Origin of the sequence: Ruegeria sp. ANG10 (assembly GCF_040705255.1) — a bacterium.
Lineage (GTDB): Bacteria > Pseudomonadota > Alphaproteobacteria > Rhodobacterales > Rhodobacteraceae > Ruegeria.
The window spans coordinates 14,527-27,495 of the sequence record NZ_JBFCVU010000011.1 but is presented as its reverse complement, the minus strand read 5'-3'; the positions used below and the strand labels follow the sequence as shown (position 1 = coordinate 27,495).

The following is a 12,969-nucleotide window of genomic DNA, read 5'->3' as shown; positions in this document are numbered from 1 at the left end:
TATCCCCGGCGCTCTGACCCATTGAGACGCCGGGCAAAGGTGTTTGAGACTTCGCACCGACCGCTTCGAGCCATAAGACGACCAGATCATCCAAAGGACGCCCCCAATGTGCGCCGACACGATCCAGACACCTGATTACAAAGACACGCTGAAACTGCCCAAAACCGACTTCCCCATGCGCGCCGGCCTGCCTAAGCGCGAGCCCGCATGGCTGGAACGGTGGGAGACCATCGGTGTCTATGACCGCCTGCGTGAAAAAGAGAACCGCACGCCCTTTACCCTGCACGACGGCCCCCCCTACGCCAACGGCCACCTGCATATCGGTCACGCGCTGAACAAGACCATCAAGGACATGATCGTGCGATCCCATCAGATGATGGGTCATGACGCGCGCTATGTGCCCGGATGGGACTGCCACGGTCTGCCGATCGAGTGGAAGATTGAAGAACAGTACCGCAAGAAGGGCAAGAACAAGGACGAGGTGAACGTCGTCGATTTCCGTCAGGAATGCCGCAAGTTCGCCGAGGGCTGGATCGACATTCAGCGTGAAGAGTTCAAGCGTCTGGGGATCACCGGCAACTGGGCCGATCCCTACATCACCATGGATTATCATGCCGAGGCGGTGATCGCCGATGAGTTCATGAAGTTCCTGATGAACGGCACGCTCTATCAGGGTTCGAAACCCGTGATGTGGTCGCCCATCGAAAAGACGGCTCTGGCTGAGGCCGAGGTCGAATATCACGACAAGGAAAGCTTCACGATCTGGGTGAAATTCAAAGTCGTGAATGCAGGCGACCTGGATGACGCTTTTGTGGTGATCTGGACCACGACTCCGTGGACCATGCCGTCGAACAAAGCGGTCGTTTATGGCCAGGACATCTCTTACGGCCTGTACGAAGTCACTGACACACCGGACGAGTGTTGGGCCAGTGTCGGCGACAAATTCTTGCTGGCAGACAATCTGGCCGCTGACGTTCTGGGCCGTGCGCGTTTGAACGACGATCAGTGGAGACGCGTCCGCGACGTGACGACGGATGAGTTGGTCAATGTTCAACTGAGCCACCCGCTGGCCGGTGCCGAAGGTGGCAACGGCGAATGGGATGACATCCGCGACTTCCGCGCCGCTGAGTTCGTAACCGATACCGAAGGCACTGGCTTCGTTCACTGCGCGCCGTCGCATGGGATGGAGGAATTCGAGCTGTACCGCGATCTGGGCATGCTCGAGCAGGTCATCACTTATAACGTCATGGATGACGGCTCTTTCCGGGCTGATCTGCCGTTCTTTGGTGGCAAATACATCCTGTCCCGCAAGGGTGGCGAAGGTGACGCCAATAAGGCCGTGATCGACAAGCTGGTCGAGGTCGGTGGGCTCCTGGCGCGTGGCAAGATCAAGCACAGCTATCCGCACTCGTGGCGCTCGAAAGCGCCGATCATCTACCGCAACACACCGCAGTGGTTTGCCTCCGTCGACCGCAAGTTGGACGATGGCATGGGTGAGATGGGCGACACCATCCGCGAACGTGCCTTGCGGTCCATCGACGAGTTGGTGAAATGGACCCCGCAGACCGGCCGCAACCGTCTGTACTCGATGATCGAAGCTCGCCCGGACTGGGTTCTGTCGCGTCAACGCGCTTGGGGCGTACCACTGACCTGTTTCACCAAGAAGGGCGCGCTGCCGACCGATGCGGACTACCTGCTGCGCAACGCAGACTTGAACGCCCGCATCAAGGCGGCGTTCGAGAATGACGGTGCGGATATCTGGTACACCGACGGGTTCAAGGAAAAGATCCTCGACGGCATCGCCAACCCCGACGACTACGATCAAGTGTTCGACGTGCTGGACGTGTGGTTCGACTCCGGCTCAACCCACGCTTTCGTTCTGCGTGATCGTGAGGACGGGACCGACGACGGCATCGCCGACGTCTATATGGAAGGCACCGACCAGCACCGCGGATGGTTCCATTCGTCCATGCTGCAGGCTTGCGGCACCAAAGGTCGCGCGCCGTACCGCAACGTGGTGACCCATGGCTTCACGCTGGACGCCAAAGGCAACAAGATGTCCAAGTCGCTGGGCAACACAATCGTGCCGGAAGAGGTCGTCAAGCAATACGGCGCAGATATCCTGCGCCTGTGGGTGGCTCAGACCGATTACACCGCTGACCAGCGGATTGGGCCTGAGATTCTTAAAGGCACCGCCGACAGCTATCGCCGTCTGCGCAACACGATGCGGTTCATGCTGGGCTCGCTGGCTGATTTCACCGAAGCGGATCGGGTTGATCCGGCGGAAATGCCGCGTCTGGAACGTTGGGTCCTTAGCCGTTTGGCCGATCTGGATGAGCAAGTGCGCAAAGGTTATGCGTCCTTCGACTTCCAGGGCGTATTTAGCGCGGTCTTCACTTTTGCCACTGTCGACCTGTCGTCGTTCTATTTCGACGTCCGCAAGGACGCGCTGTACTGCGATGGCGACACGCTGCGCCGCCGCGCCGCGCGCACCGTGTTGGATATCCTGTTCCACCGCCTGACTACATGGCTGGCCCCGGTTCTGGTCTTCACCATGGAAGAGGTCTGGCTGGAGCGTTTCCCCGGCGACGACAGTTCGGTCCATCTGGTGGATTTCCCGGAAACACCCGCCGACTGGCGCAACGCCGAGCTTGAGACCAACATGGCCAAGGTTCGTCGTGTGCGCCGGGCTGTAACCGCCGCGTTGGAAATCCAACGTCAGGACAAGGTGATCGGTTCCAGCCTCGAAGCGGCCCCGATCGTGCATGTCGAGGATGGCGACACCCGCGACCTGCTGGCGACTTTCGACGTGGATGACATGTGCATCACATCCGGATTGACGGTGACCGGGGACCCGGCCCCGGCCGAGGCGTTCCGCGTGCCGGAAATCGAAGGCGTCGCGGTGCTGTTCGAAAAGGCCGAGGGCGACAAATGTCAGCGTTGCTGGAAAATCCTGCCCGATGTGGGCCGCCACGCCCATGAAGGCGTCTGCGGACGCTGCGACGAGGCGCTGAGCTAACCTTTGAACCCCCGGCCCACACGCCGGGGGTTTTCTCTTCTTGCGCCCAGCCTGGCGATCTGAAACGCTGCGGTCATGCCTATGATTGCTGTAGATACCCAGTTTGGTCGCCTTGGAATTGAAGAGACAGATGGTGCGATCACAAGCGTTGTCTGGGACGGTGAAGACGACCAACCAGACTCCGCTTTGTTGCAAGAAGCAGCCGCACAGATGGAAGCCTATGATGCTGGGCAGTTGGAGCAGTTTGATCTTCCATATTTCGTCGCCGGATCAGCTTTTCAAAAGCAGATTTGCGACGTGATGTATGCCATCCCGTTCGGCGAAACTCGAACGTATGGTGACATTGCCAAGGAAGTCGGCCAACCACCACAACCTGTGGGGCAGGCCTGTGGCGGTAACCCCATCCCTGTGATCATTCCTTGCCACAGGGTTCTGTCGGCTAGCGGTCTGGGTGGGTTCTCGGCCAAGGGCGGGGTCGAGACCAAGGTCGCCCTGCTGCGCCATGAACGGGCGGCGGGCTTGCTGATCTGATCACGGAAATCTGTTGCAATCCGGCTGGTTGAGGCTCAACTTGTATCAGACAGAGAATTCAAGGGATCGCATTGCATGACTGCCTCAACAGACCCGGCCGTCCGAAAAAAGGCCATCATTGATAAACTGATGTCATTGGAAGCACAGGAATTGGCGACGGCACAGGCCCATTACGACGCTTTCCTGAAGGATTCTCAGCTGGATGACCGGGAAGGGCATGACAAGGACGATATCGCGGCCTCGCGCGAGAACGCGGATCTGGCAGCAGCCTTTGACGCTCCCGTACACGCCCATCACGCTAAGATCGACGTGATCGAAAACACCGATTTTAGCATCACCGATAGGGTACAGCCCGGGGCTGTCGTCAAGTTCAACAACCGCCGGTTCGTGGTCTGCGTTTCAACCACACGGTTCGACGTGGACGGCAAAACCTATATGGGCATCTCAACGCAAAGCCCGATTTATCTGGCCATGATCGGCCTGCAAGAGGGTGACGTGTTCACCCACAATGGGACCGAGTTTGAGGTTCAGGAAGTCTTGTAATCTGCGCTCTTGCGCTGTGGAATGATCTGCTGCGCAATTCCTGCGAACACCAGGTACAGGCTGGTAATCACCAAACCCCAATGCGCCCAGCTTTCGGGGTGAAAATCGACCCAGGCCGCCCAACCTGCAAAGAATGTCCAGGCAAACGCCATCGGCAGCGACACTGCACGCCAGCGCTCGGTCCGGACTGGGTGGATGAATTTCAGCGGCAGGAACATCGCGAGCGACAGCAGCGACACAAGCAGAAGAATGACCCAGAAATTGGGCTCTAGCGCGAAGATGACAATCACGAACATGTTCCAGCACCCGGGAAAGCCGGAAAAAGAGTTGTCCTTTGTTTTCATCCGTGTGTCGGCAAAATACATCGCGCTGGCAAAGGTGATGACGATAATGGCGAACCAGCCGGTCCAGCCATCCATCAATCCGGATTTAAACAGCGCGAAGGCCGGGATGAACACATAGGTCAGATAATCGATGATCAGATCCAACAGCACCCCGTCGAATTCGGGTGCGTTCTTTTTGACATGGTAGTGCCGCGCCAGTGGGCCGTCGATGCCGTCCACGATGAACGAGACCACCAGCCAGAGATACATCAGGCTCCATTTTTCTTCGACGGCCGCCAGCATGGCCAGCATTGCGAAAACGGCACCTGTGGCCGTGAACAGATGGACGGAAAGGGCTTTGAATCTAAGAGTCATGCAGGGTTCATGTACGATGCATTCGGCAGATGCAAACCAAAAGCAAAATTAGAGTGAGTACCCAACGTTACGATGTAGCGACATCACGCTTTGGGATGGGCGCGGTTGTAGACCTCCATCAACCGCGCTGTATCCACAGCAGTGTATGTCTGTGTGGTCGAAAGCGATGCGTGTCCAAGCAGTTCCTGAATGGACCGTAGGTCTCCTCCGGCGGACAAAAGATGCGTGGCAAAGCTGTGGCGCAGTGCGTGCGGCGTGGCGGTTGCCGGCAGGCCGAGTTGCATTCGGGCCTTGGCCATTACCCCCTGGATGGCGCGTGGGTTCAGCGGGCCGCCGCGTACACCGCGAAACAGGGCTTTGTCCTTGGCGTGTGGATGTGGGCAAAGTCGCAGATAGTGGTCCACCGCGGCACGGGCTGCGGGCAGAACCGGAACGATCCGCTCTTTGTTGCCTTTGCCGATGATGCGCAGGGTTTCGGGCAGGGGCGTATCGGCACCGGTCAGAGAAAGCGCCTCGGAAATTCGCAGCCCGCAGCCATAGAGCAGCGTGACCACCGCCACATCACGGGCCGAGACCCAATCGCTGGTCGATTGCAGCTCGACCGTTTCGATTATGGCGCGGGCGGCGTCTTCGGCCAGTGGCCGGGGCAGTTTCTTGGTAAACTTCGGGGCGCGGGTCGACAGCACGGCAGTGGGTTCGAACCCCTCACGTTCTGACAGCCAGCGATAAAAGCTTTTGACGGCTGAAAGTTTGCGGGCAAGCGAGCGTGCGCCCACGCCAGACGCGCGTTGATCGGCCATCCAGGCGCGCATGTCGGATACGGTGATCCGCGCCAGCGCCGCCAGGCCCTGCCGCTCGCTGTGGTGCAGGGTCATGAAGCATAGGAAATCGGTAATATCGCCCCGATAGGCGGTCTGAGTATTCTCTGATCGTCCGGCCAATGCCCCCAGACTGTCCAACCAATGCTGTAACGCATCGCGACAGGCCGGAGAGATCAAAGTCATGATAGCCAGTGGCGCATTGATCGTTCGAACACGCTGGCAAAAAACGACAGCAGATCGGTGCCCAGTTGCGGCGTGAAATGGTTGGCGTCTTTGGAGCCCATGACAATCATGCCCGGCAAACGCCCGTCACCCAAATTCAATTTCAGACAGGCCTCGGACCTGAACTGATTGGCCGTAGCCCCAAAAATCCGGGGATTTGGGTTTGGCACCTGACGCAGAACAACCTCGCGCGCGGGGCCGCCGCGGTCTTGGCTGAGATAGGCGTTGATCGCGCCCGGCTCGACCACGGTCAGCACGCCGCCCAGTTTTTCGATTGCCTGGTCTTCCTGCATCGCCGTTGTTTCCAGAACCAACGTGATGTGATCGACGCGCAGAATCTCGGCCACGTCGCTGCCTAGCGCGCGCAGGAAATCTTCGAATTCGACCCGTTCCAGCAGGCGCAGGATGGCGCGATGCACCTGATTTGTGCCCGCCAGGTTTTCGTACGCCGCTGCAATGACCGAACGGTGCGTGTCCTCAAGCCGATCCAACCGCGCCTCAAGCCGTTGCATGGCGATGCCGCGCAGGTCGATGACATTGTCACCGCGGGCCTGTTCATTGGCGGTGACCAGCGCCTGCATCAGATCCTTGTCGTCCAGAACGGCGTCCGGTTCGGCCAGAATCGCGGCGCGGAGATTATCCTTGAGTTTGGTGTTGCTGCTCATGTCCCGTCCGGTCTTTTTTTTGTTGAGCGGCTTATAACACGGGTTGGTGCATTTGCCTTGGAAAAAATACAGGCAAAAGTAGAATTAAACTTGGGCTGTGTCGGAAAAGCTCCCGCCTGCAATGCCCTGATCAAAAGATCAGATTTTGCAGTTGGGTCGGGCGCGACGCCTGACGGCGCCGCGCGGGTGTGTTACATGATCAGAGGATTTTCTGGCCGGTCTTGGCCCAGTCGGCCAGGAAGGTTTCAAGACCTTTGTCTGTCAGTGGGTGATCGGCCAGCTTTTTGATCACCGCGGGCGGCGCGGTGATTACGTCTGCACCGATGCGGGCGCTGTCGGTCACGTGGTTCACGGTGCGGATCGAAGCTGCCAGAATTTCAGTCTCGTACCCATAATTGTCATAAACCTGACGGATGTCGGCAATCAGGTCCATGCCGTCGAGGTTGATGTCATCCAGACGGCCGATAAAGGGCGAGATGAATGTTGCACCCGCCTTGGCGGCCAGAATCGCCTGATTGGTCGAGAAGCAAAGGGTCACGTTAACCATCTGGCCTTCGTCGGTCAGTGTTTTACAGGCCTTCAAACCGGCCCAGGTCAGCGGAACTTTGACGGCAATGTTTGACGCGATCTTGGCCAGCTTGCGGCCTTCGGCGATCATTTCGTCGGCTTCGGTCGCAACCACTTCGGCAGACACGGGGCCGTCGACCAGATCGCAGATCTCTTTGGTCACTTCCAGAATGTCGCGGCCCGATTTCAGGATCAGTGAAGGGTTGGTGGTTACGCCGTCCACCATGCCCAGATGGTTCAGTTCGGCGATGGCGTCAATCTCGGCGGTGTCTACGAAGAATTTCATGAGGGCAGTCCTTTGATGGGTTGGCCTTGGTCGCGGATGCCTTTACCTCAAAGAGACCCATGCTGAAACCCCCTGGCCCAAGGATATGCATTGAGTACTCAGGAGTATTTCGACCAAGGTGAGCTGGTGGCCGTGCTGACCGCACAGCCGCTGGACCGGACGCTGGATTATAAGGCGCCCGAGGGCGGGTGTTTTCTGGGCGCGTTTGTCGAGGTGCCGCTGGGCCCGCGCAAGGTTTTAGGCGTGGTCTGGGGGCCAGGGCAGGGCGGCTTTGACCTGAGCAAGGCCCGATCGGTGATCCGCGTGCTTGAGGTTGCGCCGATGCGCGAAGAAATGCGCGTGTTTCTGGGGCGCGTGGCTGACTACACGCTGACGCCGATGCCTTCGATGCTGCGGCTGGCGACGCGCGCGCCGGGACTGGGTGATCCACCGTCAATGCGCAAGATTTACCGCCTTGGACAAGGCGAGCCAGGCCGGATGACCGACGCGCGGACCCGCGTTTTGGAGGTTTTGCGGGACTATGGTGGGTTAGCGTTCACGCTGAAGGAACTGGCGGAACAGGCGGGTGTGACATCGTCTGTCGTCAAAGGCTTGGTAAAACAGGGCGCCGTGCGCGAAGAAGAAAGCCCGCGGGATTTACCCTATCCGCATCTGGACCCGGATCTGCCGGGCAAGACGCTGACGGAAGATCAAGCGGCAGCGGTTGCCAAATTGCAGGCGGGTCAGCGAACCGGCGACTATGGAACGACTTTGCTGAAGGGGGTGACCGGCTCGGGCAAGACCGAAGTCTATCTGGAAACGGTGGCTGAGGCGTTGCGGATGGGAAGGCAGGCGCTGGTGTTGTTGCCCGAGATTGCCCTGACCGCCGAATTCCTGACGCGGGTCGAGGCGCGTTTTGGCGCGCGCCCGGCCGAATGGCACTCGGGTGCGACCATGACCGAACGCCGCCGGGTCTGGCGGATGGTCGGGCAGGGCGACGCGCAACTGGTGGTGGGGGCCCGTTCGGCTTTGTTTCTGCCGTTTCGGGATTTGGGTTTGGTTGTGGTCGATGAAGAACACGACACCTCGTACAAACAGGAAGACGGCGTGCATTACAGTGCCCGCGACATGGCGGTCCTGCGGTCGGCCATTTGCGGTGCGCGGGTGATTCTGGCCAGCGCCACGCCGTCGCTGGAAAGCTGGGCCAACGCTGAGGCAGGGAAATATGAACGACTCGACCTGACCTCGCGGTTCGGTGCAGCGGTTTTGCCCGAGATGAAACCCATCGACATGCGGGCCGAGCAGATGCAGCCGGGTACGTGGATTTCTCCGAGCTTGCGGCAGGCCGTGCGGCAGCGGATTGAAAGGGGCGAGCAGTCGCTTTTGTTCATCAACCGCCGCGGCTATGCGCCGGTGACGTTGTGCCGGGCGTGCGGCGAACAGATTGCCTGCGATCACTGTGATGCGCGGATGGTTGAACACAGGTTCCTCAAGCGTCTGATGTGCCATCAATGTGGTGAGACCAAACCAATGCCTGATGCCTGCCCCTCGTGCGGTGTCGAAGGCAAGCTGGCCCCGGTCGGGCCTGGGATCGAACGGTTGGCAGAAGAGGCCGAGGCGACATTCCCCGACGCCAAAATCGCGATGCTCAGTTCTGATCTGTTCGGCTCGGCGCGCGCACTGAAGGCTAAGATCGAAGAGATTGCAGCCGGGGACGCGGACATTGTGATTGGCACGCAGTTGGTGGCCAAGGGACATAACTTTCCCAAACTGACCTTGGTGGGGGTTATCGACGCCGATCTTAGCCTGCATGGTGCTGATCTGCGCGCTGCTGAGCGTACGTTCCAGTTAATGCGGCAAGTCGCGGGGCGTGCTGGTCGTGCGGACAAACCGGGGCAGGCGCTGTTACAGACGTTTCAGCCGGAACATCCGGTGATCCGCGCCATTCTTTCAGGAGATGAAGAGGGGTTCTGGAAGGCCGAAGCCGCTGGGCGACAAGCCGCTGGGGTGCCACCCTATGGTCGGATGGCCGGGATTGTTCTGTCCGGCCCTGAGGTCGGCCCTGTTTTCGATATCGGCAATGCCATGGCCCGAAACGATGCGCCGCTGCGTGATATCGGGGCGCAGGTGTTCGGCCCGGCCCCCGCGCCAATAGCGCGTATCCGGGGCAGACACCGTGTACGCCTGCTGGTCAAAGCCCCGAAAGGTGCGCCAATTCAGGACGCTATTGCCCGTTGGATCGCCCTCTTGCGCCTGAAAGGTGACATCCGCCTGACTGTGGATATCGACCCGCAGAGCTTTTACTGACTCTGCACTGGCGCAGAGCGATTGTGCATGTGCAGCTTTCCTCTCGCCAAGCAGCATAAATGGGCGTAGAGGGGTCCCATGCTGAAACCCATGCCCCTTTCCGAGGCGAAGAGCCTTCCGTTCTGGCGCCGCCCCATGACACTGCTGTTCGTCATGGCGCTGACTATGCCCATTGCTTTCAACGCATGGAGCGCGCTGTTGAACAACTTCGTCATCGAAGTGGCGAATTTCGACGGCGCGGATATCGGTCTGCTGCATACGGTGCGCGAGATTCCGGGCTTTTTGGCGGTGGGCGTGATCGCAGTGATCATTTTCGTCCGCGAGCAGGTATTGGCGATGATATCGCTGATGATGCTGGGTGTGGCGACTGCCGTGACGGCATGGTTTCCCAGCCTGGGCGGGTTGCTGTTTGTGACCCTGTTCAGCTCGATCGGGTTTCACTACTACGAAACCGTCAATCAGTCGCTGCAATTGCAATGGCTGCCCAAAGAACGCGCGCCGCAAGTGCTGGGCTGGCTTGTGGCCACGGGCTCGGCCGCTACGGCGGTTGTCTACGGTCTGATCGTACTGACTTGGGAACGGTTCGATCTGTCATATAACTTCGTGTTTATGGCAGCAGGTGGAGCGACGGCCCTGTTGGCGCTGTTTTGCTTGTTCGCCTTCCCGCAATTTGATGCGCCCACGCCGCAGACCAAGAAATTGGTCCTGCGTCGCCGGTATTGGTTGTATTATGCCTTGCAGTTCATGGCTGGCGCTCGGCGGCAGATATTCGTCGTCTTCGCGGGCTTTATGATGGTCGAGAAGTTCGGATTTGAAGTGCATGAACTGACCAGCCTCTATCTGATCAATCTAATGATCAACATGATGGCCGCCCCCTTGCTGGGCAAGGCGGTGGCACGGTTCGGCGAACGGCGTACGCTGATCTTTGAATATGCCGGTCTGGCCATCGTGTTCGCCGCGTACGGAGGCATCTACTGGTTTGGCTGGGGCGTCATACTGGCCGCAACCCTCTATGTGATCGACCATGTCCTGTTTGCGCTGGCGCTGGCGCTGAAGACCTATTTCCAGAAGATCGCCGATCCGGCCGATATTGCGCCCACGGCAGCCGTGGCCTTTACCATCAACCACATCGCGGCAGTGTTCCTGCCTGCGTTGCTGGGCCTGCTTTGGGTGGCCTCGCCTGGTGCGGTCTTTGCTCTGGCCGCCGCGATGGCGATGGTGTCGCTGGGCTTGTCGTTGCTGATCCCTCGCCATCCTGAGGCCGGCAACGAAACCATCCTGTCGAAATACGCCCCGGCCCCTGCCGAATAGGCGCAACTGCTTGACCTTGGCGGGCCCAACCCCTAGGCGCTGTTTCAACTGAGACAGGAGGCCCCCATGCCCACATTCACCGCGCTTACCACTCTGACCGGCAAGAAAGCCGCCGAAGGTCTGGGCGAAGCGATGGAGCGGCTAGACCCGGAACCCACAGGCGTTGGCGTGTTCGAGGTCGAGGACGGCTCGGGCCTATGGGAAGTCGGCGGTTATTTCACCGAAGCCCCCGATGACACCGCATTGGCCGTTCTGGCCGCAGCATTCGAGGCCAAACCGTTTGTGGTCTCGGAACTGCCCGAAACCGATTGGGTTGCCCATGTACGCCGCGAACTCGCCCCTGTCGAAGCGGGGCGGTTTTTCGTCTATGGCAGCCACGATGCCGATAAGCTGCCCGAAGGGCGCATCCCGCTGTTGATCGAGGCCGCGATGGCCTTTGGCACGGGTCACCATGGCACGACCTTGGGCTGCCTCAAGGCGCTGGATTACCTGCTGGACGATGGATTCACGGCATCCAAAGTTGCCGATATCGGCTGCGGGACAGCCGTTTTGGCCATGGCCGCCGCTCGGGTCTGGGACGGTGATATAATCGCCAGTGACATAGATCAGGTTGCGGTAGATGTGGCCGAAGCCAATCTGAAGGCCAACGACATGGCCGGTAGGGTTCAATGCATCGAAGCCGCCGGAATTGATCACCCGGATTTGCAGTCGCACGCCCCTTACGATCTGATTTTTGCGAATATTCTCAAAGGCCCACTGGTTGCCTTGTCCCCCGAAATCGGAGCGAATCTGCGGGCCGGAGGATATGCAATTCTTTCGGGAATCCTCAATGAGCAGGCCGATGATGTGATCTCGGTTTATCTGCAAAACGAGTTCAATTTGACTAAAAGAGATGAGATTGGTGAATGGACAACGCTAATCTTAAGCAAACAGGGCGTAATTTAGACCATTTTCAGGAGTTTCATGGATTCTTGCCTCTTTTTTGTCGCAATCTGTAACTACCGTCAGGACGTGGTTACGGGGGCGGTTTATTGGAGGCTGCCATGACGGGAAAACAATTGGAATTTGGTCAGCGCGTTCATCGCCTGAACAAGAAACACGCCAAGCTCAGCCGCGGTTATCGCGCCACGATGCGCAAAGATGGCCTGGTGGTGATGAAACCGCAGCGGATCAAATCTGCGGTTCCGGCCAAGATGCTTTTGCTCTGTCTTGCAGGGCTGTTTGCGTTCAAGACCTTTTTGCTTACCAGCCTTGGCGCTTCGGCCTATCAATATCGCGTTGACAGTCTGGCGCAGGGTACGTCGGTTGAACAGGCCGGCGCCTGGGTCATGCAGGTCGACCCGGTGTCAGAGTTTCTGGCGACGAATATCAATAGCCTCATTCGCTGAATTCGGTCAGCGTTTAAAAGAAACGCCGCGCATCGTGAAATGCGCGGCGTTCTTTTGTGCCCCTGTGGGAGGAAGGGGCGAATGAGTGATGGTTGTGTCTTACCGACGACCTTCCACCACGACGTCAATATCGCCGCGGCACATGCCGATATCTTCCAGCTCGCGATCTGTCAGACCGCTCAGCGTGTTGCGGGTTACACGGGCGTCATTCCATTCGGCAACGGCGTTCACGACCGATGCGAAAGTTGCGCCGATACGGCCGACGAGGCCGAATGAGCCAGTGGTGGTGCGGGTTGTGTCCAGTGCAGCCATATCCTGTTTCCTTCTAGTTGGTGTTACAGTTTTGATACTAAGCGGGCATCTAGTGATGCCGATTTGGCCGTGCAAGAGCAGAAATTGCATGTGTCCTATGCAATTTCTGCAAGGGTAGGATTTTCTAAAAAACCCTTAATTTATTGGCCATTTAACGGTCATGAAACGTGTCGAATTCAGGCATTTCACTGTCGCAAACAGGCCGCGCTGTCGCGGGTGAAGCAGGTGTGTCGTTTTCAGACTTCGTGTCAATTCGCTTGGAAAATGTTCACGCTTCGTGCTAATCGGAAACAAAGATCACAAAAAACCCGAGCAGGCCG

At 58.6% G+C, this 12,969-nt stretch carries 12 protein-coding genes; 7 read left to right on the top strand and 5 right to left on the bottom strand.

The features are described from left to right. The first annotated feature begins 106 nt into the window (after nt 1-106). The 3 genes from ileS to AB1A64_RS18955 all read left to right on the top strand — a co-directional run bounded on the left by ileS (nt 107) and on the right by AB1A64_RS18955 (nt 4,093). Nucleotides 107-3,019 (top strand): isoleucine--tRNA ligase, encoded by a 2,913-nt coding sequence (ileS, locus tag AB1A64_RS18965; RefSeq protein WP_366553198.1) that lies wholly within the window; start codon nt 107-109, stop codon nt 3,017-3,019. 75 nt (nt 3,020-3,094) lie between these two features. Then, on the top strand, nt 3,095-3,550 hold the full coding sequence (locus AB1A64_RS18960) for a methylated-DNA--[protein]-cysteine S-methyltransferase (protein ID WP_366553196.1): 456 nt from the start codon (nt 3,095-3,097) through the stop codon (nt 3,548-3,550). 75 nt (nt 3,551-3,625) lie between these two features. Next, on the top strand, nt 3,626-4,093 hold the full coding sequence (locus AB1A64_RS18955; protein ID WP_366553194.1) for a hypothetical protein: 468 nt from the start codon (nt 3,626-3,628) through the stop codon (nt 4,091-4,093). Here AB1A64_RS18955 and AB1A64_RS18950 read toward each other — a convergent pair. The 4 genes from AB1A64_RS18950 to fsa all read right to left on the bottom strand — a co-directional run bounded on the left by AB1A64_RS18950 (nt 4,078) and on the right by fsa (nt 7,352). Next, a complete protein-coding gene (locus AB1A64_RS18950; protein WP_366553192.1) occupies nt 4,078-4,791 on the bottom strand; it encodes a CDP-alcohol phosphatidyltransferase family protein in 714 nt (237 codons plus the stop codon). The genes AB1A64_RS18955 and AB1A64_RS18950 overlap by 16 nt on opposite strands. Nucleotides 4,792-4,874: 83 nt before the next feature. Next, nucleotides 4,875-5,795 (bottom strand): tyrosine recombinase XerC, encoded by a 921-nt coding sequence (locus tag AB1A64_RS18945; protein WP_366553190.1) that lies wholly within the window; start codon nt 5,793-5,795, stop codon nt 4,875-4,877. Further along, entirely contained in the window at nt 5,792-6,499 is a 708-nt protein-coding gene (locus AB1A64_RS18940) for a DUF484 family protein (RefSeq protein ID WP_366553188.1), read from the bottom strand. The genes AB1A64_RS18945 and AB1A64_RS18940 overlap by 4 nt, the downstream gene beginning before the upstream one ends. A gap of 199 nt (nt 6,500-6,698) precedes the next feature. Beyond that, nucleotides 6,699-7,352 (bottom strand): fructose-6-phosphate aldolase, encoded by a 654-nt coding sequence (gene fsa / locus AB1A64_RS18935; protein WP_366553186.1) that lies wholly within the window; start codon nt 7,350-7,352, stop codon nt 6,699-6,701. A gap of 90 nt (nt 7,353-7,442) precedes the next feature. On the opposite strand from fsa, the gene AB1A64_RS18930 reads away from it, so the two are divergent. The 4 genes from AB1A64_RS18930 (at nt 7,443) to AB1A64_RS18915 (ending at nt 12,337) form a co-directional block, all read left to right on the top strand. Then, nucleotides 7,443-9,638: a primosomal protein N' gene (locus AB1A64_RS18930; protein ID WP_366553184.1), complete on the top strand. Its 2,196-nt coding sequence runs from the start codon at nt 7,443-7,445 to the stop codon at nt 9,636-9,638. Nucleotides 9,639-9,716: 78 nt separating this feature from the next. Then, complete coding sequence (locus AB1A64_RS18925) at nt 9,717-10,949, top strand: MFS transporter (protein WP_366553182.1); 1,233 nt, start codon at nt 9,717-9,719, stop codon at nt 10,947-10,949. A gap of 66 nt (nt 10,950-11,015) precedes the next feature. Beyond that, nucleotides 11,016-11,894: a 50S ribosomal protein L11 methyltransferase gene (locus tag AB1A64_RS18920; protein ID WP_366553180.1), complete on the top strand. Its 879-nt coding sequence runs from the start codon at nt 11,016-11,018 to the stop codon at nt 11,892-11,894. A 98-nt stretch (nt 11,895-11,992) separates the two neighbouring features. After that, nucleotides 11,993-12,337 carry a hypothetical protein gene (locus AB1A64_RS18915; RefSeq protein ID WP_366553178.1) on the top strand — a complete coding sequence of 115 codons (345 nt, stop codon included), beginning with the start codon at nt 11,993-11,995 and terminating at the stop codon, nt 12,335-12,337. A gap of 99 nt (nt 12,338-12,436) precedes the next feature. Here AB1A64_RS18915 and AB1A64_RS18910 read toward each other — a convergent pair whose 3' ends face one another. Further along, nucleotides 12,437-12,649, bottom strand: a complete 213-nt coding sequence (locus AB1A64_RS18910) for a DUF1127 domain-containing protein (RefSeq protein WP_366553176.1) — start codon at nt 12,647-12,649, stop codon at nt 12,437-12,439. Between the last annotated feature and the right edge of the window lie 320 nt (nt 12,650-12,969).

Coding starts and splice junctions, on each gene's coding strand:
- ileS (WP_366553198.1), top strand. CDS start 107: ATGTGCGCCGACACGATCCAGACACCTGATTACAAAGACACGCTGAAA.
- AB1A64_RS18960 (WP_366553196.1), top strand. CDS start 3,095: ATGCCTATGATTGCTGTAGATACCCAGTTTGGTCGCCTTGGAATTGAA.
- AB1A64_RS18955 (WP_366553194.1), top strand. CDS start 3,626: ATGACTGCCTCAACAGACCCGGCCGTCCGAAAAAAGGCCATCATTGAT.
- AB1A64_RS18950 (WP_366553192.1), bottom strand. CDS start 4,791: ATGACTCTTAGATTCAAAGCCCTTTCCGTCCATCTGTTCACGGCCACA.
- AB1A64_RS18945 (WP_366553190.1), bottom strand. CDS start 5,795: ATGACTTTGATCTCTCCGGCCTGTCGCGATGCGTTACAGCATTGGTTG.
- AB1A64_RS18940 (WP_366553188.1), bottom strand. CDS start 6,499: ATGAGCAGCAACACCAAACTCAAGGATAATCTCCGCGCCGCGATTCTG.
- fsa (WP_366553186.1), bottom strand. CDS start 7,352: ATGAAATTCTTCGTAGACACCGCCGAGATTGACGCCATCGCCGAACTG.
- AB1A64_RS18925 (WP_366553182.1), top strand. CDS start 9,717: ATGCTGAAACCCATGCCCCTTTCCGAGGCGAAGAGCCTTCCGTTCTGG.
- AB1A64_RS18920 (WP_366553180.1), top strand. CDS start 11,016: ATGCCCACATTCACCGCGCTTACCACTCTGACCGGCAAGAAAGCCGCC.
- AB1A64_RS18915 (WP_366553178.1), top strand. CDS start 11,993: ATGACGGGAAAACAATTGGAATTTGGTCAGCGCGTTCATCGCCTGAAC.
- AB1A64_RS18910 (WP_366553176.1), bottom strand. CDS start 12,649: ATGGCTGCACTGGACACAACCCGCACCACCACTGGCTCATTCGGCCTC.